Annotated in this window: 25 protein-coding genes and 1 tRNA gene; 17 read left to right on the top strand and 9 right to left on the bottom strand. The window is 67.5% G+C overall.

Going from position 1 to position 20,460, the window contains the following annotated elements; genetic code table 11:
- Positions 1 to 278 precede the first annotated feature (278 nt).
- Entirely contained in the window at positions 279 to 611 is a 333-nt protein-coding gene (gene fliO / locus KK141_RS19740) for a flagellar biosynthetic protein FliO (protein WP_167253254.1), read from the bottom strand.
- A 103-nt stretch (positions 612 to 714) separates the two neighbouring features.
- Here fliO and KK141_RS19735 point away from each other — a divergent pair, with 103 nt between their 5' ends.
- The 6 genes from KK141_RS19735 to sctT are packed head-to-tail and all read left to right on the top strand — an operon-like array spanning position 715 to position 5,128.
- Positions 715 to 1,809 carry an ATP-binding protein gene (locus tag KK141_RS19735; RefSeq protein ID WP_214572864.1) on the top strand — a complete coding sequence of 365 codons (1,095 nt, stop codon included), beginning with the start codon at positions 715 to 717 and terminating at the stop codon, positions 1,807 to 1,809.
- Entirely contained in the window at positions 1,806 to 2,405 is a 600-nt protein-coding gene (locus tag KK141_RS19730; RefSeq protein ID WP_167253250.1) for a response regulator, read from the top strand. Before KK141_RS19735 ends, KK141_RS19730 begins: the two co-directional genes overlap by 4 nt.
- Before the next feature lie 2 nt (positions 2,406 to 2,407).
- Positions 2,408 to 3,379 carry a FliM/FliN family flagellar motor switch protein gene (locus KK141_RS19725; RefSeq protein ID WP_214572865.1) on the top strand — a complete coding sequence of 324 codons (972 nt, stop codon included), beginning with the start codon at positions 2,408 to 2,410 and terminating at the stop codon, positions 3,377 to 3,379.
- Positions 3,380 to 3,381: 2 nt separating this feature from the next.
- Positions 3,382 to 4,047: a type III secretion system export apparatus subunit SctR gene (gene sctR / locus KK141_RS19720; RefSeq protein WP_214572866.1), complete on the top strand. Its 666-nt coding sequence runs from the start codon at positions 3,382 to 3,384 to the stop codon at positions 4,045 to 4,047.
- Between the two features lie 9 nt (positions 4,048 to 4,056).
- Positions 4,057 to 4,323, top strand: a complete 267-nt coding sequence (gene sctS / locus KK141_RS19715) for a type III secretion system export apparatus subunit SctS (RefSeq protein ID WP_167253244.1) — start codon at positions 4,057 to 4,059, stop codon at positions 4,321 to 4,323.
- Positions 4,324 to 4,330: 7 nt separating this feature from the next.
- Positions 4,331 to 5,128: a type III secretion system export apparatus subunit SctT gene (sctT, locus tag KK141_RS19710; RefSeq protein ID WP_167253243.1), complete on the top strand. Its 798-nt coding sequence runs from the start codon at positions 4,331 to 4,333 to the stop codon at positions 5,126 to 5,128.
- Between the two features lie 3 nt (positions 5,129 to 5,131).
- Here the strand turns inward: sctT and sctU are convergent, their stop codons facing one another.
- A complete protein-coding gene (gene sctU, locus KK141_RS19705; protein ID WP_214572867.1) occupies positions 5,132 to 6,205 on the bottom strand; it encodes a type III secretion system export apparatus subunit SctU in 1,074 nt (357 codons plus the stop codon).
- A 179-nt stretch (positions 6,206 to 6,384) separates the two neighbouring features.
- On the opposite strand from sctU, the gene KK141_RS19700 reads away from it, so the two are divergent.
- Positions 6,385 to 6,630, top strand: a complete 246-nt coding sequence (locus KK141_RS19700; RefSeq protein ID WP_214572868.1) for a hypothetical protein — start codon at positions 6,385 to 6,387, stop codon at positions 6,628 to 6,630.
- 18 nt (positions 6,631 to 6,648) lie between these two features.
- Entirely contained in the window at positions 6,649 to 7,308 is a 660-nt protein-coding gene (locus tag KK141_RS19695) for a hypothetical protein (RefSeq protein ID WP_214572869.1), read from the top strand.
- Positions 7,309 to 7,312: 4 nt separating this feature from the next.
- Here the strand turns inward: KK141_RS19695 and KK141_RS19690 are convergent, their stop codons facing one another.
- From KK141_RS19690 to KK141_RS19675, 4 genes are all read right to left on the bottom strand, one after another.
- The gene (locus tag KK141_RS19690) at positions 7,313 to 7,909 is read right to left on the bottom strand and encodes a GNAT family N-acetyltransferase (RefSeq protein ID WP_214572870.1); all 597 of its coding nucleotides are present in this window, start codon (positions 7,907 to 7,909) and stop codon (positions 7,313 to 7,315) included.
- 83 nt (positions 7,910 to 7,992) lie between these two features.
- Positions 7,993 to 8,718 carry a DUF6683 family protein gene (locus tag KK141_RS19685; RefSeq protein WP_214572871.1) on the bottom strand — a complete coding sequence of 242 codons (726 nt, stop codon included), beginning with the start codon at positions 8,716 to 8,718 and terminating at the stop codon, positions 7,993 to 7,995.
- Positions 8,719 to 8,791: 73 nt separating this feature from the next.
- Complete coding sequence (locus tag KK141_RS19680) at positions 8,792 to 9,466, bottom strand: hypothetical protein (RefSeq protein ID WP_214572872.1); 675 nt, start codon at positions 9,464 to 9,466, stop codon at positions 8,792 to 8,794.
- A 254-nt stretch (positions 9,467 to 9,720) separates the two neighbouring features.
- Positions 9,721 to 9,797, bottom strand: a tRNA-Met gene (locus KK141_RS19675).
- A gap of 190 nt (positions 9,798 to 9,987) precedes the next feature.
- On the opposite strand from KK141_RS19675, the gene KK141_RS19670 reads away from it, so the two are divergent.
- The 8 genes from KK141_RS19670 to ampE all read left to right on the top strand — a co-directional run bounded on the left by KK141_RS19670 (position 9,988) and on the right by ampE (position 15,128).
- The gene (locus KK141_RS19670; protein WP_214572873.1) at positions 9,988 to 10,542 is read left to right on the top strand and encodes an RNA pyrophosphohydrolase; all 555 of its coding nucleotides are present in this window, start codon (positions 9,988 to 9,990) and stop codon (positions 10,540 to 10,542) included.
- 66 nt (positions 10,543 to 10,608) lie between these two features.
- Positions 10,609 to 10,806: a (2Fe-2S)-binding protein gene (locus KK141_RS19665; protein ID WP_214572874.1), complete on the top strand. Its 198-nt coding sequence runs from the start codon at positions 10,609 to 10,611 to the stop codon at positions 10,804 to 10,806.
- Between the two features lie 138 nt (positions 10,807 to 10,944).
- Complete coding sequence (gene bfr / locus KK141_RS19660) at positions 10,945 to 11,415, top strand: bacterioferritin (protein ID WP_214572875.1); 471 nt, start codon at positions 10,945 to 10,947, stop codon at positions 11,413 to 11,415.
- A gap of 133 nt (positions 11,416 to 11,548) precedes the next feature.
- The gene (locus KK141_RS19655) at positions 11,549 to 12,298 is read left to right on the top strand and encodes a DUF6776 family protein (RefSeq protein ID WP_167253224.1); all 750 of its coding nucleotides are present in this window, start codon (positions 11,549 to 11,551) and stop codon (positions 12,296 to 12,298) included.
- The gene (locus KK141_RS19650; protein WP_214572876.1) at positions 12,285 to 12,713 is read left to right on the top strand and encodes a polymer-forming cytoskeletal protein; all 429 of its coding nucleotides are present in this window, start codon (positions 12,285 to 12,287) and stop codon (positions 12,711 to 12,713) included. The genes KK141_RS19655 and KK141_RS19650 overlap by 14 nt, the downstream gene beginning before the upstream one ends.
- 58 nt (positions 12,714 to 12,771) lie before the next feature.
- Positions 12,772 to 13,149 carry an iron-sulfur cluster insertion protein ErpA gene (gene erpA / locus KK141_RS19645; protein WP_167253220.1) on the top strand — a complete coding sequence of 126 codons (378 nt, stop codon included), beginning with the start codon at positions 12,772 to 12,774 and terminating at the stop codon, positions 13,147 to 13,149.
- A gap of 13 nt (positions 13,150 to 13,162) precedes the next feature.
- Positions 13,163 to 14,155 (top strand): NAD(+) diphosphatase, encoded by a 993-nt coding sequence (gene nudC / locus KK141_RS19640; RefSeq protein ID WP_214572877.1) that lies wholly within the window; start codon positions 13,163 to 13,165, stop codon positions 14,153 to 14,155.
- A 103-nt stretch (positions 14,156 to 14,258) separates the two neighbouring features.
- Positions 14,259 to 15,128: a regulatory signaling modulator protein AmpE gene (ampE, locus tag KK141_RS19635; protein WP_214572878.1), complete on the top strand. Its 870-nt coding sequence runs from the start codon at positions 14,259 to 14,261 to the stop codon at positions 15,126 to 15,128.
- 16 nt (positions 15,129 to 15,144) lie between these two features.
- On the opposite strand, the gene KK141_RS19630 is transcribed toward ampE, so the two are convergent.
- A complete protein-coding gene (locus KK141_RS19630; RefSeq protein ID WP_214572879.1) occupies positions 15,145 to 17,019 on the bottom strand; it encodes an MFS transporter in 1,875 nt (624 codons plus the stop codon).
- A 165-nt stretch (positions 17,020 to 17,184) separates the two neighbouring features.
- Here KK141_RS19630 and KK141_RS19625 point away from each other — a divergent pair, with 165 nt between their 5' ends.
- The gene (locus tag KK141_RS19625; RefSeq protein ID WP_214587355.1) at positions 17,185 to 17,565 is read left to right on the top strand and encodes a hypothetical protein; all 381 of its coding nucleotides are present in this window, start codon (positions 17,185 to 17,187) and stop codon (positions 17,563 to 17,565) included.
- Positions 17,566 to 17,668: 103 nt separating this feature from the next.
- Here KK141_RS19625 and purD read toward each other — a convergent pair whose 3' ends face one another.
- The gene (purD, locus tag KK141_RS19620; protein ID WP_214572881.1) at positions 17,669 to 18,949 is read right to left on the bottom strand and encodes a phosphoribosylamine--glycine ligase; all 1,281 of its coding nucleotides are present in this window, start codon (positions 18,947 to 18,949) and stop codon (positions 17,669 to 17,671) included.
- A 76-nt stretch (positions 18,950 to 19,025) separates the two neighbouring features.
- On the bottom strand, positions 19,026 to 20,390 hold the full coding sequence (locus tag KK141_RS19615) for an AMP-binding protein (protein WP_214572882.1): 1,365 nt from the start codon (positions 20,388 to 20,390) through the stop codon (positions 19,026 to 19,028).
- Between the last annotated feature and the right edge of the window lie 70 nt (positions 20,391 to 20,460).

Raw genomic sequence — 20,460 nt, 5'->3', positions numbered from 1 at the left:
ACGACTCCGGCAAGCGGACACACTCGTCCATTGAGCGAATGGAAACGCCCTTTCCCACTGCCGTTGCCGATGCCGCCGCGCTCTTGCGGCGCGATCCACTTCAGCCTTACGCCCCCTGTCGGCGCTCGGTGAAGTGGCAACCTACACAGCGCCCCTGAAAATCGGTACCTAGGGAAAACCCTAGGTTTTCGGATTCACCTTCGTGAAAATGAAATTCACACGGCACATATAATCGAAAGTATTTTCCGATTCACGCTTTTAGCGTGATATTGATCACGCTATTTCGCATTGTCATCACGCCGTAATTCGGCGATCAGTTCCACGCGCTGCGCCGTGACGCCAAGCACCAGGCGGCGCTCCGCCGCATCCACCACCACCACGCGCTCGCGCGCGCCTACGGCAACGGCCTGAACCACTTTCAACGGACCGCCGGGGCCACGTAACGCTTGGCCCTTGCGCAGCCACCACAACCATGCAAGCAAGGCCGCGCACACTGCAATGAGCGGTAATAAAAGGCCTAGCCAGAGGCTGCCGCCCTCGGGTGAATCGGTTGCAAATGCGACGGATGGCCAAGTTAATCCGGCCATGACGTTGCGAAGTAATCTCTTCATGGCATTATTCCCATTCCAAAAAAAAACCAACCGACCTGGCCACTGTGTCGTTCGTCATGGGGGACGAAAGCGCGGCACACCTGATCGATCAAGGATCGTCACGATGCCTGTGACCCGGATTCACCGCAAGCCGACGCCCGCACGGAACGCGACCGCCGACGCAGCGCAGGGATATGCATGGATCGATGCGGTGCCGTGGCCGTGCATCGTGTTCGACCGGCACGACGGCAAGGCGCTCGCCAGCAACGCGGCCTTCCGCGACGAGTTCCCCCAGTTCGAGCGCGAACCGGCGCGCGCGCACTTCGACGCGGCGTTCGAAAGCACCAGCGGCCAGGGCGGCAAGCCGATCTACTACGCCGCGCAGACGCGGCGCTGGTACCGCATCGACAACGGCCAGCCGACCGTCGCGGCGCCGGCCGAGGCGCTGTTCATCACCAATATCAGCGAGTGCATCGACCTGCTGCGCCGCCACCAGGCGCAGCACGAACAGCTGCTGTCCACCTCGCGCATGATGAGCGTGGGCGAGATGGCCACCACGCTGGCGCATGAGCTCAACCAGCCGCTGGCCGCGGCGGTGAACTACTTGAACGGCTGCGAACAGCTGGCGGGCGAGACGCAGGGCTCGGGCCATCTGCTGCAGGGCATCCGCCTGGCCAAGCGCCAGGCCGAGCGCGCGGCGCAGATCATCGGCAGCATCCGCGAGTTCGTGCGCAGCCGCGAGCCGTACCGGCAGAACCTGGATGCGCACGCGCTGGTGCACGGCGTGATCGAGCTGCTGCGGCTGGAGGCCGAGCAGTTCCAGGTCGCCATCGTCGACGCGCTGCCGGCCGACCTGCCGCCGATCTTCGCCGACCGCGTGATGATCGAGCAGGTGCTGCTCAACCTGATCAAGAACGCGATCGAGGCCATGCGCGAAACGCCGCCGGCGCGCCGCGGCATCCGCGTCACCGCGCGAGTGGACTACGACGGCATGGTGGAGATCCGCGTGGTCGACCAGGGCTGCGGCCTCGGCGCCGCCGACATGCAGCGGCTGTTCACGCCGCTGTACACCACCAAGCCCGACGGGCTGGGGATCGGCCTGGCCATCTGCCGCTCGATCGTCGAATACCACGAGGGACGCCTGTTCGCCGAACCGAACCCGGATGGGCACGGTGGCTGCGCCATGGCATTCACCGTGCCACGAGGGAACGCTGCATGACATCGGCCAACCATGGCACCCGCATCTACCTGGTGGACGACCACCAGGAGTTTCGCGATTCCTGTGTCTGGATCCTCGAGCAGACCGGCTTCGAAGTGCAGGCGTTTTCCAGCGCGGAGGCGCTGCTGAAGGAGATCGCGCGCACGCCGCCGCCGGCGCGCAGCTGCGTGGTCAGCGACATCCGCATGCCCGGCATGAGCGGGCTGGAACTGCAGAGCGAGCTGGCCCACCGCGGCCTGGCGCTGCCGCTGATCTTCGTCACCGGCCACGGCGACGTGCCGCTGGCGGTGGATGCCATGCGCCACGGCGCGGCCAATTTCATCGAGAAGCCGTTCGACGCGCCGCTGCTGATCGAGGCGATCCAGTCCGCGCTGTCGGCGCATGCGCCGCAGGCGGCTTCCGGCGCGCTGGCGAACCTGACCCGGCGCGAGCGGCAGGTACTGGACGGCATCATGAGCGGGAAACTCAACAAAGTGATCGCGGACGATCTGAAGATCAGCCCCAAGACCGTGGAACTGCACCGCGCCAACCTGATGGCCAAGCTGGGTGCGCACAACGTGGTCGAACTGACGCGCGCCGTACTGGGCCAGGCTTGAGCATGGTCGCCATGGAGGCCGTACCGGCCATTCCCCCGCCCGGCGACGGCTTGCTCGCCGCGGCCCGGGCGCTGCTGTCGCGCGGCAACGTCTTGGCTTATGCCGACGCCATCGGCGTGCTCACCGTACAGGCCGGACGCGGCCAGCGCCACGCCGCCGGCCTGGCCTGCGTGCGGCTCGATCATGCGCATGGCTCGTGCTGGCTGGCCTTGGAGCAGGAGCGCGGCGAAAGCCCGCTCGGCGACGCGCGCTGGCAAGACTACGACGGCGAAGCGCGCCTGCTTGCCTGGTCGCTCTCGCACGAAGCGCTGGTCGGCGCGGTGGGCGCCCTGCTCGGCCAGGACGCGCTGCCCGCGGCCTTCCTGCCGATCGGCGGCGAGCGCGACAAGCTTTGGCTCAAGCTGCTGTGGCAGGAGCACGACGGCGCCACGGTCGGCGGCTGGATCGGCCTGGCCGAAACCGACCTGCGCGCACTCGCGGCACGCAGCGAATGGCGGCAGGACCCGTCCACCCCCGCGCTGATCGGCGACCTTGCTTCTCTCTCACTGCGCCTGGTGGTGCCGGGACACGCGCTCGACGCAGCCGCCGCGGCCGCACTCGCGCCCGGCGACGTGCTGGTCGTCGGCCACGAAGCGGATTGCGAAGCGCGGCTGCAACCGGACGACGAAAGCGCACGCCACGTCTTCGGCCTGCCCGAAGGCTGGGCGGTGCAGCGGCGCCAGGGCGAGTGGCAGATCGCGCAGCGTCCTCTGGCGGCGCTGGGCAACGACGCGGCGCGTCCGCTGTTCCTGCTGACGCGGCTGAACATGAGCCTCGACGATCTCGGCGCCCTGCGCGCCGGCAGTGTGCTGCAGGTGGACGGCGCGCTGGTGGGCGCCACGGTCGGGATCATGCTCGGCGGACGGCGCTACGGCGAAGGCAGCGTGGTGCGGCTGGGCGAATGGTTGGGCGTACGCATTGCGCAAAGGGACTGAGCATGGATTTCAATAGTTTCTCGCCGGCGCTGGTCATCACCATGGTGGTGGCGCTGGCGATGGCGCCGTTCGTCGCGGTGATGGTCACCTCGTTCACCAAGATCGTGGTTGTGCTGAGCCTGCTGCGCAATGCGCTGGGGCTGCAGCAGGTGCCGCCGAACGTGGTGATCAACGGGCTGGCCATCATCCTGTCGATCTATGTGATGAACCCGGTGCTCGGCGACAGCTACCGCGACGTGCAGACGCAGATGAGCACGCAGGCACCCGGACCGATGACCATGGAGAAACTCGGCCAGCTGGTGCAATCCGGCAAAGAGCCGCTGCGGCGCTTCTTGATCAAGCACAGCAACGAGAACGAACGCGGCTTTTTTCTCGCCAGCGCCAAGCGTCTGCTGCCGGCGGATCGCCAGACCGACCTCACCAACGAGGACTACATGGTGATCGTGCCCGCGTTCACCGTGAGCGAGCTGACCCAGGCGTTCCAGATCGGCTTCCTGATCTTCCTGCCGTTCCTGGTGATCGACCTGGTGGTGTCCAACATCCTGCTGGCGATGGGCATGATGATGCTGTCGCCGACCATGGTGTCGCTGCCGTTCAAATTATTGCTGTTCGTGCTGCTCAGCGGCTGGGCCAAGCTGATCCACGGCCTGGTGATGACCTACCAATAGGAGGCGGGCATGTACGATCAGGAAATCCAGCTCGCCCGCGAAGCCCTGTGGCTGGTGCTGGTGCTGTCCGCACCGCCGATCCTGGCCGCGGCCATCGCCGGCCTGCTGGTGGCGTTTCTGCAGGCGGCCACGCAGATCCAGGAACAGACCTTTCCTTACGCGGTGAAATTCGTGGTGGTCGTCGTCGCGCTGCTGGGTACGGCAGCCATGCTCGGCGGCACCTTGTTCAAATTCGCCGACCGATTGTTCAGCGGCTTCCCCGGTATGCTCCATTGAGCGCGCGATGACGGGGGACGCGTTTTCCGTTCAATACCTGGGCGACCAGCTCACCGGCGTGGCGCTGACCCTGCCGCGCATCGTCGCGGCCTTTCTGGTGCTGCCGCTGATGACCGCGGAGACGGTGCCGTCGCTGGTGCGCAACAGCTTCTATGTGAGCCTGGCGATCCTGGCCTATCCACTCGCTGCCGCCGCCAGCCCCGGCATGACGGTGATGACCGGCGCCAACTGGATCGGCGTGCTGGGCAAGGAAGTCTTTATCGGCCTGCTGATCGGCTTCTGCTTCGGCATGGTGTTCTGGGCGCTGGGCGCGGCGGGCGCGGTGATCGACACCAAGGCCGGCTCGTCGATGTCGATGGACATGGATCCGATCGCCGGCCAGCAGAGCACGCTCACCAGCGTGTTCCTGATGCAGCTGGCGACCTGGCTGTTCATGACCAGCGGTGCGTTCACCGTCTTCCTGGACCTGCTGATGTCCAGCTATGCGCTGTGGCCGGTGGCGAGCATGCTGCCGCCGCTGAAGGCCGGCGGCATGGAGTTTTTTATCGGCCAGTTCAATTACCTGATGACGGCCGTGCTGGTGCTGTCGGCGCCGGCCCTGGTGGTGATGTCGCTGGTGGATATCGCGCTGGGCCTGGTCAACCGCTATGCGCAGCAGTTGAACGTGTTCGCGCTGGCGATGCCGATCAAGGCGTGGATGTCCACCTGGGTGCTGCTGCTGGCGCTGGGCGCGATGGTGGAAGTGGTGATGCGCAAGCTGTACGAGAACCGCGGGTTGCTAAAGATGCTGCAGTCGATTCTTTGAGGGCTATTTGCCGTCGCGCGAATCGCGGATCGACTCGGCCCAGCGCAGCAGCTCGGCCACGGCTTCGAAGAAATCGGACGGCAGGTATTCGTCCACTTCCACTTTCTCGTACAGGCCGCGCGCCAGGGTGACGTTGCGCATGATCGGCACGCCGGCTTCCTCGGCGGCCTGGCGGATCAGCGCGGCTTCGTGGTCCTCGCCTTTGGCCACGATCACCGGCAGGTCGTCCTCGCCCTGCTGGTAGCGGATGGCGATAGCCAGATGGGTGGGATTGGTGACCACCACGCTGGCGCTGCGCACGCCGGCCAAGGTGTTCTGCTGCGCCCACTCCTGGTGCAGCTGGCGGCGGCGGCCTTTGACCATCGGGTCGCCTTCGTTGTCTTTGAGCTCCTGCTTGATGTCGCGGCGGCTCATCTTCATTTTCTTGGTGAACGCGTAGCGCTGGTAGAACGCATCCAGCACCGACACGAAGAAGAAGACGAAGATCACCCCGGTCGCCAGACGCTTCACCGCCACCCAGTGCGCCTCGCCCAGCATCTCCGGCGGCGCCTGCGGCAGCTGCGCGAACTGGCCGATCAGCGCGAACAGCACCCAGGCGAACAGGCCGATCAGCAGGCCGCTCTTGGCGATGGCCTTGATCACCTCCACCAGGTTCTCCTGCGAGAACAGCCGCTTGATGCCCTCGGCGGGATTCATGCGGCTGGCGTCGGGCTTGAGCTTCTTGGGCGCGAATACCGGCCCGACCTGCAGGAATTCCACCATCACGCCCACCGCCACCGCGCCGAGCAGGAAGGGCAAGGTCAGCCACAGGAAGGCTTCCAGCGTGGCCAGTCCCACCGTGTGCAGCGCCTGGCCGAATGGCTGATTGAGGCCGGACAGGGTGGTATCGAACAATCCGGTAAGACGAGCGCGGATCAGCGGCATGCCCATCATCACCATCAGCAGCCAGGCCAGGACCAGTACGGTGCTGGTCAGCTCCCGGCTCTTGTGGACGTCGCCTTCCTTGCGGGCGTCGCGCAAGCGTTTCGGGGTAGGTTTTTCGGTGCGGTCACCGCTGTCCTTGTTCTGCCCGGCCATGAGTCCGCTCGCGCCTGTGGCGGTCAACCGATGCTACGCCCTGGCGTTGGGCATTCACCGTGACCAGGACGCCAGTGTGGACAGGCCGGCCGCCGCCGACCACCTAGGGATTACCCCAGCTGATTCAGCATCATGCGAGACCTAGACTGATGCCAAGCATCGATTCCACGCCGGGTGCCATGAGCCTTTCCGAACTCCAGCCGCGTCCGCTTGCGCCGTCCCTCGAGGTCGGCGGCCTGCATGCGCTGGCGGGCCAGGCCCTGGCGCAGCGCCTGCCGGCAAGCCATGGCAACCAGCTGCTGGGCCTGGACGTGTGGGCCGGCAGCAGCGCCGCGGAACGCCTGCTGGGCGGCGCCCCGGCCCTGCCCGGCGGCGGTGCGCATCTGGACCAGGTGGTCAGCCACATCCTGGCCCCGCTGGGCTGATCCGGCGCGAGCGCCCGCATGAGCGCCCAGCTGCAACCGCTTGCCGCACCGCTGCTGGAAACCACGCGGCGGCTGATCGGTGCGCTTCAGCATGAACCTTCCGTCGAGATGCGCCTGGCGCTGGCTAAGCGCGTGGTGCGCCAGCTCGGCGACGAGGCGTATCCGGTCTTCCTCAAGATCCTGCTGATCGTCGCGGAGAGCGAAGACACCGCCGCCAAGCAACTGGTGGCCGACCTGCTCGCCGCCGCCGCGCGCCGCATGGACCTGCCCAGCGGCCCCTTGAGCGCCTGGGGCGGCTCCAGCGGCGAAGGCGCCGGCATGAATGCGCACACGCGCCGCCGCCTGCTCGGTCCGATCGAATATCTCACCGTGTGGCATTGCCAGCAGACCCAGCGCCCGATGCTGGAGGAAGCGCTGTACGCCGATGCGGTGCGCAAGCTGCTAGCGCTGTTCGATCTCAATCCCGAACTGCGCGAGCTGTACGCCGGCAAGCTCGGTTCCGATGCCGGCGGCGAGCTCGAAGGCACTTACACGCGCGATACGCGCGACATCCTGAGCCGCATGGCGCAGCGCTGGCGCAAGCCGCAGAGCACGCCGGACGAAGTGGTGCGTGCCGCCTTGCGTGGCGATGCGCCGGATACGCCGGTGCCGCCCGGCTGGATCGTGCACCGGCTCTGATCGCTCAGGCTTGCTCGGCGGCCGCTTCGGCCATGCCCCAGTCGGATGCATCCAGCTCGAAGCGGCGCGCTGCTTTCCCCGCGTATTCGCAGGCTCCCGTTTCGCGGAAGCCGAGCCGTTCGAGCACGCGCGCCACCACTTCGTTTTCCGGATGGTGATAAGCCGCCAGCTTAGGCAGGCCGAGCACCGTAAAAGCCTGCCGGCACAGCAGCCGGCCGCCCTCAATCGCATACCAGCGCCCCCAGGCTTCCGTCGTGAGCCGCGCGCCGATTTCCACTTCGCCGGTGGCCTGCACCGGCATCAGCGAAAAGGTGCCGAGAAATTCGCCACCCATCGAATCGGCGCGCCAGATGCCCAGGCCACGATGCCTGGCGTAGATCTGGTTGACCCAGGCCACCAGGGCGGCGACGTCGATAAAGCGCGTGGGGCAATCGTCCAGCTGGAACTGGCGCACCTGCGGCTGGGCGTATAGACGGCTAAGCCAGGGAATGTCGCCATAGCTGAGCTGGCGCAGGCGGATGCGGCGGCTGCGCGCGACTTCCACACCGACGGCCGGCGCCGCGGGCCGCGCCCTGACCTGCCGTTCCGCCGTACCGCTCATGGCCGCGCCCGAAGTCGATGCTTGCGCGACTCTGACGTGCGGCGGCAGCGCTGGCTAGCTGGGGATTTCCCCAGGCCGATGCATCACAACGCGACGAAGCCTTGCGGCGTGAGTTTGATCTCGCGCAAATCGACGCCCATTTTCTGCGCGGTGCCGTTGACGCCTTCCTGCAGCTTGGCCAGGCTCATCTGGTCGCCTTTGCGCTGCAGCGCGCTGCGCGTGGACGAGGCGATCATCGCGAGGTAGCCGAAGGTCTCGGCCATTTCCTGCTTCTGCGCATCCGGCATGGCGACGAAGCGCGGATTGCGCGCCAGCGTCTGCTGCATGTTGCGGCGGACGGCGTCGATGCCCGCGCGGTTCTGGCCGATGCTGCCGTTGTTCACCACTTCCCACGACAGCACCATGTACGCAGTGAATGCATCGGCCACGTTGTGGCTGTCGTAGCCGTACTGCTGCAGCAGCGCATCGAACTTCGCCAGCAGGCCTTCGCGCAGCAGCGCCTGGCGGTAGGTGTCCGGTTGGCGGCCGCCGAATTGCTGGGCGATATGGTCGAGCACGGACTTGCTGACGTCCGCAGAGGGCTGGAATTGCAGGGCGGAGAGATTCGCGGCGCTACCCTGGCTGGATGCGCTGCCGCGATGCGCCGGCTGACCCTGCTTCAGGATCACGTCGCCCATCACGTTGGAACCGATCACCGCATTGTTGAGCACCATGCCCTGGCCCATGCCCACCGTGGCGCTGGCGTCGTACTGCGCCTGCGCGGTACACGCCAGCAGCAACAGCAGCAACGCGAGCGGGGAACGTTTCATGAGCATGGCTCCAGAAAAAACAACGCGGGGGCATGGTAGCCCCCGCGTGTGAACAACCGGTGCAGCCGTTCGATCAGTTCTTGCGCGCCAGCGTGGTCAGGCCGTCGCCGATGGTCTTGATCGAGTTGCTGAAGGAGTTGGACAGGATGCCGAACATCTGCGACTGCGCGGAGAACTCGGCATTGAGCTGCTGGAACACCTGCGCGTCGTCCTTGCCGGTGTGCTGCGACATCTGGTTGGTGAGATCCACCAGGTGCTGCGCCTGCTGGCCGAGCATCTTGCCCATCGCCTTGGCGATCGCCACCAGCCAGCTTTCGCCAAGGCCGTCGGAGTCCTTGTCGGAACCGCCCTTCAGCGCGCGCATCAGCGACTCGTTGTTGATGATGCTGTTGATGTCCTTGGTCATCGCGTCCTGCAGGTCGCTGCGGAAGCGGTCGGCGTCGCCGGTGTAGGCGCCATTGAGGCCCTGGTGGTTGGCGGCGGCGATCACGTCGCTGGTGGCCTGCGGCAGCGCGCTGTCGTTCCAGCCGCTGAGCGACGCGGTGTCGCCGGTGAACGAGGAATTGAAGGCGTCGCTGGCGAGAGTGCCGGTGGGGCCGAACTGCTGGGTGATGGTGTTGGTGAAGGCTTCATTGGCGATCTGGCGCACCGCCGAGTTGAACACCAGCGAGGAACCGCCGCTGAGCGAGGTGGCCGTGGCGTCCAGGACGGGGTTGGCGATCGAGTTGAAGCTGATTCCGTGCGACATGGCGATTCCTCTGCATCTAGGGGGAAGGATTGGATGGCCGCTCCGCCGCGCCTTGCCGGCGCCGATGGCCTCGCCCCGTGCAGACCGCCTCCGGGCCGTAGGCGAAGTATCCGCAGGCACCGGACAGCGACCAGCTAGGTCGAACCCTAGATAGGGATATCCCCATGCGTGCAGCGCTCGAGGAATCGCAGGCACAAAAAAACCGCGCCTGGCGCGGTTTCCTGACCGTTCGCCGCTGTCGGCGAAGGAATGAATGGTGGCTAGAGGCGGGATCGAACCGCCGACCTCAGCATTATGAGTGCCGCGCTCTAACCATCTGAGCTACCTAGCCACGGTAAGGTCTTTCGCCAGGCGGGCGCGGAAGCACCAGGGCGAGGGCGCGAAAGTTTAGTCGGCCTTAGCCATGGGTTCAAGTCTCCGGTTCAGGCTTCGCTTGCCGGTGCTTCCGGGGCTGTGGTTGAATCGGTCGCGGGAACAAGGTGTTGCCGGCATCAAGGCAAGCGCCTGACCTAGGAGAAGACATGATCGACGTCGATGGCTACCGTCCGAATGTGGGCATCGTGCTGCTGAATACAGACGGCCGCCTGTTCTGGGCGCGCCGCGTCAATCGTGATGGCTGGCAGTTCCCCCAGGGCGGCATGCGCAGCGACGAGACCCCGCTGGAAGCCATGTACCGCGAGCTGGCCGAGGAAACCGGGCTGAACCCGGCCGACGTCGAAGTGATCGGCGCCACCCGCGGCTGGCTGCGCTACAAACTGCCCAACCGCTATATCCGCCACCACCAGCGCCCCATGTGCATCGGCCAGAAGCAGGTGTGGTTCCTGCTGCGCCTGGTCGGCAGCGAAGAGGCCTTCTGTCTCGATGGCTGTGAGAAACCCGAGTTCGACCACTGGCGCTGGGTGGACTTCTGGTATCCGGCCAACCACGTGGTGAACTTCAAGCGCCAGGTCTACGAGCGGGCGCTGCGCCAGTTCGCGCCCATGGTCGAGACCCTGCTGAGCATCCAGCTCGGCAACCTGCCCCGCCAGGAAGAGGCCGAGCGGCCGGGCGGCGGTCCGGGCTATCAGGCTGCCTGAACACCCGGCCCGGGCATCCGGGCACGTAAGTTGACAATCATTCGCATTTGCGTTCCCATACGCCACATGTACATCTGCATGTGCAACGCCGTTACCGACCATGACATCCGCCGCGCCGCGGCCGATGGCGTGCATACCTTTGCCGAGCTGCAGGCCCGCACCGGCTGCTCGGATTGCTGCGGCTGCTGCGAGCAGGAAGCGCGCGCCACGCTCGACAAGGCGGTGGAGCACGTGCTGCTCCAGCTGCCCATCGTCACCGCTTAATACCGTCCCCACGGCTATGTTTGCGCCCGCGGTTCGCCGCGGGCGCTTTCGTGTGAGCGAAGCATTCCTATTTGCGTTCCATCATGGCGCGACACGGACCCGTATAGTCGCCAGCTGCAGCGATCAGGAGACAACACCATGAAGGGCGACACCAAGGTCATCGAGTTCCTCAACAAGGTGCTCTACAACGAGCTCACCGCGATCAACCAGTACTTCCTGCATTACCGCATGTTCAAGGACTGGGGCTACGGCGAACTGGCCGAGCACGAGTACAAGGAATCGATCGAGGAAATGAAGCACGCCGACCACCTGATCGAGCGCATCCTGTTCCTCGAAGGCCTGCCCAACCTGCAGCACCTGGGCAAGCTGCGCATCGGCGAGAACGTGCTCGAATGCATCCAGGGCGACCTGGACCTGGAAATCGCCGCGGTGAAGGACCTGCGCGAAGCCATCGCCTACAGCGAAGGCATCGCCGACTACGTCAGCCGCGACATGTTCAAGGGCATCCTGCACGACGAGGAAGAACACATCGACTGGCTGGAAACCCAGCAGAGCCTGATCAAGGACATCGGCGCGGAGCGCTACCTGCAGAGCAAGATGTCCAGCTGATCCGTCACGATCCGGACATAAACGTCCCGGAATTATCGCGAAATGCAGGGAACGGCCGCCGAAGCGTGCGGCCGTTCCTTGACGCTCTTGTCACGCCGCGGCTATACCGTGTTTTTTCCCGGGAAGGCCCCGCATGGCTTCACGTCCACCACCGCGCTTCGTCGTGCGACCGCACGATATGGCCGGCCAGCGCCGCCGCTGGATCTGGCTGGGCGTGGCGTGGTTCGCCAGCGTGCTGCTGGTGGCCCTGGTCACCGGCCTGCTGGTCGGGCACGGCACGCCCGCGGCCAGCGAACACCGCCAGGTGCAGGCGCTGAGCCGGGAGAACGACGACCTCAAGCAGCAGGTCACCAACCAGCTGCGCGCCGCCCAGGTCAACGACATCGCCAACCGCTCGCTGCGCACCACGCTGGCCGAGCGCGAAGAGGAAATCAGCGGCCTGCGCGCCGACCTCGACTTCTACGGCCGCCTCGTCGGCGGCGACGCTCAGCGCGGCGGCCTGCGCATCCAGAGCGTGCGGGTGCAGCCGATCGAAGGCACCCAGGGCTGGAACCTCACCGTCTCGCTCACCCAGAACGCCAAGCGCGGCGAAGACACCAGCGGCACCGCCACGCTCAGCGTGGAAGGCCTGCGCGGCGACAAGGTGGTGCGGCTGGACTGGGCCGCGCTCGGCGACACCGCGCAGAAGGACGGCCTGCCGTTTCGCCTCAAGTATTTCCAGGAACTGCACGCCACCATCGTGCTGCCGGCGGATTTCCGCCCCAATCGCGTGTACGTCAGCGCGCAGCCCGCGGGCGACGATGCGGTCAGCCGCACGGTCGCCTGGACCGATGCCGTCGGCGGCACTCTCACCAAGCCAGGGGACTCCCATGCTCAACCGTAAGCAGCGCACCGAGCGCACCAGCAGCAGCACCTCCCACGACACCAGCCTGATCGCCCGCGGCACGGTGATCCAGGGCGACCTGCGCTTCAGCGGCGCGCTGCACCTGGACGGCCGCATCGAAGGCGCCGTGCTGGGCGAAGGCCCGGATGCCGTGTTCACCTTGAGCGAATCCGGCCAGGTGCAGGGCGACATCCGCGTGCCCCACGCCATCATCAACGGCCAGGTGCAGGGCGACATCCATATCGAGGAACGCCTGGAACTGGCGCCGCAGGCGCGCATCCACGGCGACGTGCACTACAAGACCCTGGAAATGGCCGCCGGCGCCCAAGTGAACGGCCGCATGTCGCACCGCACCGGCGAAGCCACGCGCGAGCTGCCGGCGCCGGCGGACCTCGGCGAGCCCGTCCCCGCCTGAGGCAGCCCCGAAACGCGGTATCCTTGCGCATCGCCCGCCGCAGCCCCATGTGATCGCGATGGATACCGTCGTTCCCTTCCCCACCGTTCCCGACTACCGCAGCGCCGGCGCACCGCTGGTGTTCACCGAGGCTGCCGCGCACAAGGTGCGCGAGCTGATCCAGGAAGAAGGCAATCCTTCGCTGAAGCTGCGCGTGTACATCACCGGCGGCGGCTGCTCGGGCTTCCAGTACGGCTTCACCTTCGACGAGGCCCAGGCCGAGGACGACTTCGCGCTGGAGCGCGAGGGCGTCACCCTGCTGGTCGATCCGCTCTCGCTGCAATATCTCACCGGCGCCGAGATCGACTACGCGGAAAACCTCAGCGGCTCGCAGTTCGTGATCCGCAACCCCAACGCCAAGACCACCTGCGGCTGCGGCTCCTCCTTCTCCGCCTAAAGGCCTCCCGGGCATGGACAGCAAGACCTTGCCGCGGCCCAACACCTTCGCCGGCCTCAGCCTGATCCTGGATCGCGTCGCGGAGCGGCGCGAAGAGCTGGCCTGGGTGGCCGAACAGGGCACCTCGCCCGAAGCGCGCTACCTGCTGCTGGATGGCCTGGGCGAAACCTATCTGCGCAAGGACGGCGAAACGCTGCGCTGGCTCGACGCCGGCGAACGCGCCAGCCTGCTCGGCGACATCGACGCCAGCCTGCTCGGCTTCGCCGACGACCGCCCGCACTTCCTGCTGGCGCTGGACGACGCCGAACGCGCCGCCGCGCTGGAATCCTCGCTCGACGCCCGCCGCGCCAACCTGCGCGATGCCGGCCTGCGCCTGCCCGCCGACGAAGCCGGCCTGTTCGCCTACGCCAAGGGCCTGGCGCACTGGCAGCGCGAGACGCGCTTCTGTGCGCGCTGCGGCGCGCCGCTGGTGCTGGTCGCTTCCGGCCATCGCGCGCAGTGCACCAACGCCGATTGCGGCCGCCTGCATTTCCCGCGCACCGACGCGGCGATCATCGTGCTGGTGGAACACGAAGGCGCCTGCCTGCTCGGCCGCCAGGCCGGCTGGCCGCCGGGACGCTATTCCACCCTGGCCGGCTTCGTCGAACCCGGCGAAGCGCTGGAAGATGCAGTGCGCCGCGAAGTCGCCGAGGAATCCGGCGTAGTGGTGGGCGAGGTGCATTACCACTCCTCGCAGCCGTGGCCGCTACCGGCTTCGCTGATGGTCGGCTTCATGGCCAAGGCGGTGTCGCCGGCGATCCGCTTGCGCGACGACGAACTCGAAGACGCCCGCTGGTTCACCCCGCGGCAGATCATGGACGGCCTCAACGACGGCAGCTTCCTGCCGTCGCCGCGCCTGTCGGTGTCGTACCACCTGCTCGCGCACTGGCTGCAGTGGCGCGCCGGGCTGGACCTCGACACGCTGGTCGAACAGGCACACGCAGCGCGGACCACGCCGGCGCGCTGAAGCCGCGCATCACCAACGACGTATAAAGAAAGGCCTGCCCGCCAGGCGCACGGCTGTCGCACGCTCCTCGCTACAATGCGGCCAACGCAAGGGAGTCCCACCGATGGCCGTCAGCCTGCTCACCGCTCTTATCGCCCTCGGCCTGCTGCATCTGCAGCCGGCGCTCGCGCACTGGCGCGGCGACGGCGGCTTCCGGCGCTGGGTAGCGCAGCTGGGCGACGCCAGCGGCGCCGGCCGCACGGTGATCGCGCTGGCCGTGCCGGTGGTGCTGTGCCTGCTGGCGATCTGGCTGATCAGCCTGCTGCCGATGCGCGACCTGGTGCTGCTGGCGTTCTCGCTCGCGGTGCTGCTGTACTGCTTCGGGCCGCATGCCTACGAAGCGGATCTGGAAGCGATCCTCAAGGCGCCGGACGGCGTCAGCCGCCAGGCCGCCGTGCAGGCGCTGTCGGACGAGGGCGAACCGATCGCCTGGCATGCCGTCGCGGTCGGCGAAGCCGTCGCCTATGCCGCGCTGCGCCGCCGCTTCGGCGTGCTGTTCTGGTTCTTCGTGCTCGGTCCGGCCGGTGCGCTGCTGTACCGCCTCGCGCAGACGCTGCGCAGCGACGCCACTCTGCGCCTGGACACCGACGCGCAATCCATGGCCCGCCGCATCGCCCACGGCCTCGACTGGGTGCCCGCGCAGCTGATGGTGTTCACCCTGGCCCTGGTCGGCCACTGGGACGCGGTGATCGGCGCCTGGCGCCAGTGGCACCAGCAGGCCATTCCCGGCAGCTGGCTGCGCGAAGGCCCCGGCTTTCTCGGCGCCGCCGCGCGTGCCGATATCGAGGTGGATATCGAAGCCGGCGACGGCTACGCCGAGGAACGCATCGACGTACTCGGCGAACTGCGCCGCCTGCGCGGCGCGCTGCTGCGCGCGCTGCTGGCGTGGATGAGCGTGGTGGCGCTGATCGTGCTGGCCGGCTGGCTGCACTGAGCCGCCGGCTCTCGCTTCAGGCCTTGTCGCCGCGCAGTTCGCGCACCCGCGCTTCCAGCACCGACAGCTGCGCCTCGGCGGGCGCAAGCGGTTCGCCGATCACCAGCTCCACCCGCGCGCGGAAACGCCGCGGCAGCCGCGCGCGCCGCAGCATGTTGTCGCGCCGGCTCCACACGCTGCCCCACAAACCGCGCAGCGCCATCGGCACCACCGGTACCGGACGCTGCTGCAGGATGTGCGCGACGCCGGGACGGAACGTCGCCACCTCGCCGTCCTTGGTCAGCCCGCCTTCCGGGAAGATGCACACCACTTCGCCGTCGGCGAGCGCCGCGTCCACTTCCTCGTACGCCTTGCGCAGCACGTCGGGGTCTTCCTTCTGTCCCGCGATCGGAATCGCCTTCGCCGTACGGAATACGAAGTTGAGCAGCGGGATGTTGAAGATCTTGTAGTACATGACGAAACGCGCCGGCCGGCGCAGGTTCGCCATCAGCAGCAACGGGTCCATGAAGCTGACGTGGTTGCACACCAGCAGCACCGGGCCTTCTTCCGGAATGTGCTGCGTGCCGTCCACGCGCACCCGGTACAGCGTGTTCACCAGCACCCAGGTGATGAACCGCATCAGGAACTCGGGCACCAGGGTGAAGATGTACACCGCCACCGCGATGTTCAGCAGCGCCGTCGCCAGGAAAATCTGCGCCGGCGTCAGCCCCGCCGCGCCCAGCCCCAGGCCGAAACCGGAAGCGACGCAGATCCACAGCGCATTGAGAATGTTGTTGCCCGCGATGATGCGCGACAGCTGCTCGCGCGGCGCGCGGCTCTGCACGAAGGCGAACAGCGGCACCACGTAGAAACCGGCGAACATGCCCACCAGGGTGAGATCCAGCGCGATGCGCCAGCTGCCGGGCGAATGCAGAAAGGCCGTCCAGTCCAGCCCATGCGTCAACGCCAGGCCGGAGCGCGCGAAGTACAGGTCCACGCCGAACACGGTCAGGCCGAACGCACCCAGCGGCACCAGGCCCACTTCCACGCGGCGCCCGGACATGCGCTCGCACAGCAGCGAACCGATGCCCGTGCCGATCGAGAACAGCGTCAGCACCAGCGTGTTCACCGAGCCGTCGCCGCCCAGGTTCAGCCGCGTGTAGTTCGGCAGCTGCGAGATCAGCACCGTGCCGAAGAACCAGAACCAGGAAATGCCCAGCACCGCGTTGAACACCGCGCGATCGGCGCGGGTCAGCTTCAGCACCTTCACCGTCTCGGTGTACGGATTCCAGCTGAAACGCAGATCCGGCGCGGTCGCCGGCGCCGACGGAATCTGCCGCGAGGCGACGTAGCCGATGCACGCCACCACGATGGTCAGCGACGAAGCCGCCACCGGCCCGAAGCCCGCGATCAGCATCAGCGCATTGCCGGCGATCATACCGACCAGCATCGCCAGCTGCGTACCCATCTCTACCAGGCCGTTGCCGCCGACCAGTTCCTGCGGCTTGAGCGCCTGCGGCAGGATCGCGTACTTGATCGGTCCGAACACGGTCGAGTGCAGCCCCATCAGGAACAGCACCACCAGCAGCAGCGACACGTGATGCGTATAGAAGCCGATCGCCGCCAGCAGCATCGCGCCGATCTCGAACAGCTTCACGAAGCGGATGATGCGCGTCTTCTCGTACTTCTCCGCCAGCTGTCCCGCCGTGGCCGAGAACAGGAAGTACGGCAGGATGAACAGCGCCGGCGCCAGGCTGGTGTAGAGCGACACCGTGCGGTCGTCCAGCCCCATCTGGAACGCCACCAGCATGACCATGGCATTGCGGAACGCGTTGTCGTTGAACGCGCCCAGCGCCTGGGTCCAGAAGAAGGGCGCGAAGCGACGGCTGCCCAACAGAGAAAACTGGCTCATGCAGGTCCTTGGCGTCAGAGCGGTGCGGCATAGCCTAGCCGGAAACCCGGCGGCGCCGGTGGCTACCCTCGCCGCGGCGTATCGGCAAAGATGCGGCAACGAACCGGGGGTGATCGATGAGCGATTCGAAGGACCGGCGCAAGGCGCCTGCGGGCCGGCGCTGACATGCTGGAAGCCATCCTGCAGATCCTGGGCGAACTGCTGTTGCAGCTGTTCGCCGAAACGCTGGCGGAACTGGGCTTCCACGCCGTGCGCGAACCCTTCCGCCGGCGCCCGCATCCCGTCGTGGCGGTGATCGGGATGCTTCTGCTGGGCGGCTTGGCCGGCGGCTTGAGCCTGCTGGTCATGCCGGGCCACTTGGGGCATACCGAGACGCAGCGCCTGGCCAGCCTGGTGCTGGTGCCCGTCCTCGCCGGCGGCGCGATGATGCTGTTCGGTTACTGGCGCCGGCGCTGCGGCGATGCGCTGCTGCGCATCGACCGCTTCGCCTATGGCTACGTGTTCGCGCTGGCGATGGCGCTTGGGCGCTTGGGCTTCGCGCAGTGAGCGGGGTTGGTTGGGGTGAGCCGAAGGCGAACCCCAACATGACCAGGCTCATCGCGTCGTTGGGGTTCGCCTTCGGCTCACCCCAACCTACGCCGTTCCTTGCTCAGCGATGCAGCGCCCGGTGCGCGATGTCGCGCCGGCAGAACGCGCCGTCGAAATGCACCTTCGACACCGCCGCATAGGCCTGCTCGCGCGCCGCCGCGATGTCCTTGCCCAGCGCGCACACCGTCAGCACGCGGCCGCCGGCCGTCACCGGCTGGCCCTGCGCATCGAGCTTGGTGCCCGCGTGGAAAACCTTGGCGTCCGGACCGGAGACGCCGTCCAGCCCGGTGATCGCATCGCCGCTGCGCACCTTGCCCGGATAGCCGCCCGCGGCCATCACCACGCCGATCGAAGGGCGCGGGTCCCAATGCGCGGTGGTGTGGCGCAGCTCGCCGTCCAGCGCGGCTTCGATCAGCTCGACCAGATCGGACTTCAGCCGCAGCATGATCGGCTGCGTTTCCGGGTCGCCGAAGCGCACATTGAATTCGATCACCTTCGGCGCGCCGCTCTTGTCGATCATCAGGCCGGCGTAGAGGAAACCGATAAAGGGTGCGCCCTCGGCGGCCATGCCGTGCAGGGTCGGCTCGATCACTTCCTTGAGGATGCGGCGCTCCACTTCCGGCGTCACCACCGGCGCGGGCGAGTACGCGCCCATGCCGCCGGTGTTGGGGCCGAGGTCGCCCTCGTCGCGGCGCTTGTGGTCCTGGCTGCTGGCCATGGGCAGGGCGTGGCTGCCGTCGCTCATCACGATGTAGCTGGCTTCCTCGCCATCGAGGAATTCCTCGATCACCACGCGCGCCGAGGCATCGCCGAAGCTGTGCGCGCCGAGCATGTCGTGCAGCGCGAGTTCGGCGTCGGCCAGCGTGAGCGCCACCACCACGCCCTTGCCGGCGGCTAGGCCGTCGGCCTTGATCACGATCGGCGCGCCGTGCTTGTGCACATAGGCCAGCGCCGGTTCCAGCTGGGTGAACACCGCGTAGCGCGCGGTGGGGATGTTGTGGCGGAGCAGGAAATCCTTGGCGAAGGCCTTGGAGCCTTCCAGCTGCGCGGCGATCGCGCGCGGCCCGAAGATGCGCAGGCCGGCGGCGCGGAACTTGTCGACCACGCCGGCCACCAGCGGCACTTCGGGGCCGACCACGGTCAGCTCCACTTTCTCCTCGCGCGCCAGCTTGAGCAGGCTGTCCAGGTCGGTCACCGCCACGTCCGCGTTGCGCAGGCCGCGCTCGCGCGCCGTGCCGGCGTTGCCGGGGGCGACGATCACCTCGCTCACGCGCGGCGACTGCTTGAGCTTCCACGCCAGCGCGTGTTCGCGACCGCCGTTGCCGATGACCAGAACTTTCATGCCTTGCTCCACTACGAGGGGATGCGCCTGCATGGCGCAGCGCGACATTGTAGCGGGCGAGGCGCCCAGGCGGCCGTCAGCGGCCGATCAGCTCCATCAGCGCGCTGCGCGGCAGCTTGCCGGTCTCGTTGCGCGGCAGCGCGTCGACCAGGCGCAGCGGGCGCGGCAGGAACACCGGCTCGACCGAGCCGCGCAGGGCTTCCAGGATGCTGTGCTCGTCCAGCCCCGGCGCCACCGCCAGGGCGGCGATGCGCTTGACGCCGATGGCGTCGCCGTCGAGCTGGAACACCACGCCGTCGCGCACGCCCGGCACCGCCAGCAGGCGGCGGGTGAGATCGCCCAGCGAAGCGCGCTTGCCGGCGATTTCCAAAAGGTCCGCATGGCGGCCGCACAGGCGGAAGCGGCGGCCCTCGTCCTGCAGGGCGACGATGTCGGCCAGGGCGATCGGCTGATCCAGCTGCGGCGCGTCCACCAGGGTGCCGTCCGGCTGCGGATGCAGGCGCACGCCGTCGTACAGCGTCCAGGGTTCGTCCGCGGCGGCGCGGCGCGAGGCGATCACGCAGGTTTCGGTGGAGCCGAACACCTCCAGCAGCGGCGCGCCGAAGCGCTGCTCCGCGGCGGCGGCGAGCTCCGCCGGCATCGGCGCGGTGGCCGACATCATGGCGGCGATCGGCGGCAGTGCGATGCCGGATTCAATCAGCGCGCGCAGGTGGATCGGCGTGATCACCAGCACGCGCGGGCCGCGCGTCTGCACCAGTGCGTCGGCCACGTCGGCCGGGAAGAACGGCCGCGCCGCATGCACGCCCACGTCGCCCAGCAGCGGCAGCAGCACCGAGGTCTCCATGCCGTACATGTGCTGCGGCGGCACCGTGGCCACCACGTCGAAGCGCGGGCCGACCAGGGCGCGCAGCGCGCGCATATTGCCGGCGTTGCTGGCGTGGAAGCTGCGCCAGGTCTTCGGGTAGGCCTTCGGGACGCCGGTGGAACCGGAGGTGTAGCCGATCGCTACCACTTGTTCGGCCGGGATCAGCGGCGCCGGGGTTTCGCCGTCGGCGGCGGGTGCGTCCAGCACGGGCATCAGGCGGTAGCCGGGCGGCGGTGCATCCAGTGCCAGTTCGCCCAGTGCGTAGCTGCCGGGATGCGCCGCCATCACTTCCATCACCGCCTGCGGCTGGCGCGAGGAAGGCAGCAGGTTGGCCTGGCCGCGCAGCGCGATGGCGCAGAACGCGACCAGGAAGGCGTAGCGGTCATCGCACAGGTTCACCGCCGCGGTGGCAGTGGGCAGCCCGGCGGCCACCTGCTGCACGTGCGCCAGGAACTGCGCGGCGCTCACCGCCTCGGCGCCGCGCCAGGCCACCGTGCGCGCCGGATGGCCGGCCACCAGCAGCGGCAGGCCGGTGCTGGCCGGATCGTGGCGGTAGCTGTCGTAGACAATGGCCAAGCGGTGTTCTCCCCGTACTGTTCACCGGCAACGCATCCATGGAGCCGCCCCGGAAACCGGGCCGACGGAA

It is taken from the genome of Dyella sp. LX-66, from assembly GCF_018599165.1.
Lineage (GTDB): Bacteria > Pseudomonadota > Gammaproteobacteria > Xanthomonadales > Rhodanobacteraceae > Dyella_D > Dyella_D marensis.
This window is presented reverse-complemented; position numbering and strand designations above follow the sequence as displayed.

Excerpts from the sequence above, each read along its gene's own strand:
- fliO (WP_167253254.1), bottom strand. The coding sequence starts at position 611 with ATGAAGAGATTACTTCGCAACGTCATGGCCGGATTAACTTGGCCATCC.
- KK141_RS19735 (WP_214572864.1), top strand. The coding sequence starts at position 715 with ATGCCTGTGACCCGGATTCACCGCAAGCCGACGCCCGCACGGAACGCG.
- KK141_RS19730 (WP_167253250.1), top strand. The coding sequence starts at position 1,806 with ATGACATCGGCCAACCATGGCACCCGCATCTACCTGGTGGACGACCAC.
- KK141_RS19725 (WP_214572865.1), top strand. The coding sequence starts at position 2,408 with ATGGTCGCCATGGAGGCCGTACCGGCCATTCCCCCGCCCGGCGACGGC.
- sctR (WP_214572866.1), top strand. The coding sequence starts at position 3,382 with ATGGATTTCAATAGTTTCTCGCCGGCGCTGGTCATCACCATGGTGGTG.
- sctS (WP_167253244.1), top strand. The coding sequence starts at position 4,057 with ATGTACGATCAGGAAATCCAGCTCGCCCGCGAAGCCCTGTGGCTGGTG.
- sctT (WP_167253243.1), top strand. The coding sequence starts at position 4,331 with ATGACGGGGGACGCGTTTTCCGTTCAATACCTGGGCGACCAGCTCACC.
- sctU (WP_214572867.1), bottom strand. The coding sequence starts at position 6,205 with ATGGCCGGGCAGAACAAGGACAGCGGTGACCGCACCGAAAAACCTACC.
- KK141_RS19700 (WP_214572868.1), top strand. The coding sequence starts at position 6,385 with ATGAGCCTTTCCGAACTCCAGCCGCGTCCGCTTGCGCCGTCCCTCGAG.
- KK141_RS19695 (WP_214572869.1), top strand. The coding sequence starts at position 6,649 with ATGAGCGCCCAGCTGCAACCGCTTGCCGCACCGCTGCTGGAAACCACG.
- KK141_RS19690 (WP_214572870.1), bottom strand. The coding sequence starts at position 7,909 with ATGAGCGGTACGGCGGAACGGCAGGTCAGGGCGCGGCCCGCGGCGCCG.
- KK141_RS19685 (WP_214572871.1), bottom strand. The coding sequence starts at position 8,718 with ATGAAACGTTCCCCGCTCGCGTTGCTGCTGTTGCTGCTGGCGTGTACC.
- KK141_RS19680 (WP_214572872.1), bottom strand. The coding sequence starts at position 9,466 with ATGTCGCACGGAATCAGCTTCAACTCGATCGCCAACCCCGTCCTGGAC.
- KK141_RS19670 (WP_214572873.1), top strand. The coding sequence starts at position 9,988 with ATGATCGACGTCGATGGCTACCGTCCGAATGTGGGCATCGTGCTGCTG.
- KK141_RS19665 (WP_214572874.1), top strand. The coding sequence starts at position 10,609 with ATGTACATCTGCATGTGCAACGCCGTTACCGACCATGACATCCGCCGC.
- bfr (WP_214572875.1), top strand. The coding sequence starts at position 10,945 with ATGAAGGGCGACACCAAGGTCATCGAGTTCCTCAACAAGGTGCTCTAC.
- KK141_RS19655 (WP_167253224.1), top strand. The coding sequence starts at position 11,549 with ATGGCTTCACGTCCACCACCGCGCTTCGTCGTGCGACCGCACGATATG.
- KK141_RS19650 (WP_214572876.1), top strand. The coding sequence starts at position 12,285 with ATGCTCAACCGTAAGCAGCGCACCGAGCGCACCAGCAGCAGCACCTCC.
- erpA (WP_167253220.1), top strand. The coding sequence starts at position 12,772 with ATGGATACCGTCGTTCCCTTCCCCACCGTTCCCGACTACCGCAGCGCC.
- nudC (WP_214572877.1), top strand. The coding sequence starts at position 13,163 with ATGGACAGCAAGACCTTGCCGCGGCCCAACACCTTCGCCGGCCTCAGC.
- ampE (WP_214572878.1), top strand. The coding sequence starts at position 14,259 with ATGGCCGTCAGCCTGCTCACCGCTCTTATCGCCCTCGGCCTGCTGCAT.
- KK141_RS19630 (WP_214572879.1), bottom strand. The coding sequence starts at position 17,019 with ATGAGCCAGTTTTCTCTGTTGGGCAGCCGTCGCTTCGCGCCCTTCTTC.
- KK141_RS19625 (WP_214587355.1), top strand. The coding sequence starts at position 17,185 with ATGCTGGAAGCCATCCTGCAGATCCTGGGCGAACTGCTGTTGCAGCTG.
- purD (WP_214572881.1), bottom strand. The coding sequence starts at position 18,949 with ATGAAAGTTCTGGTCATCGGCAACGGCGGTCGCGAACACGCGCTGGCG.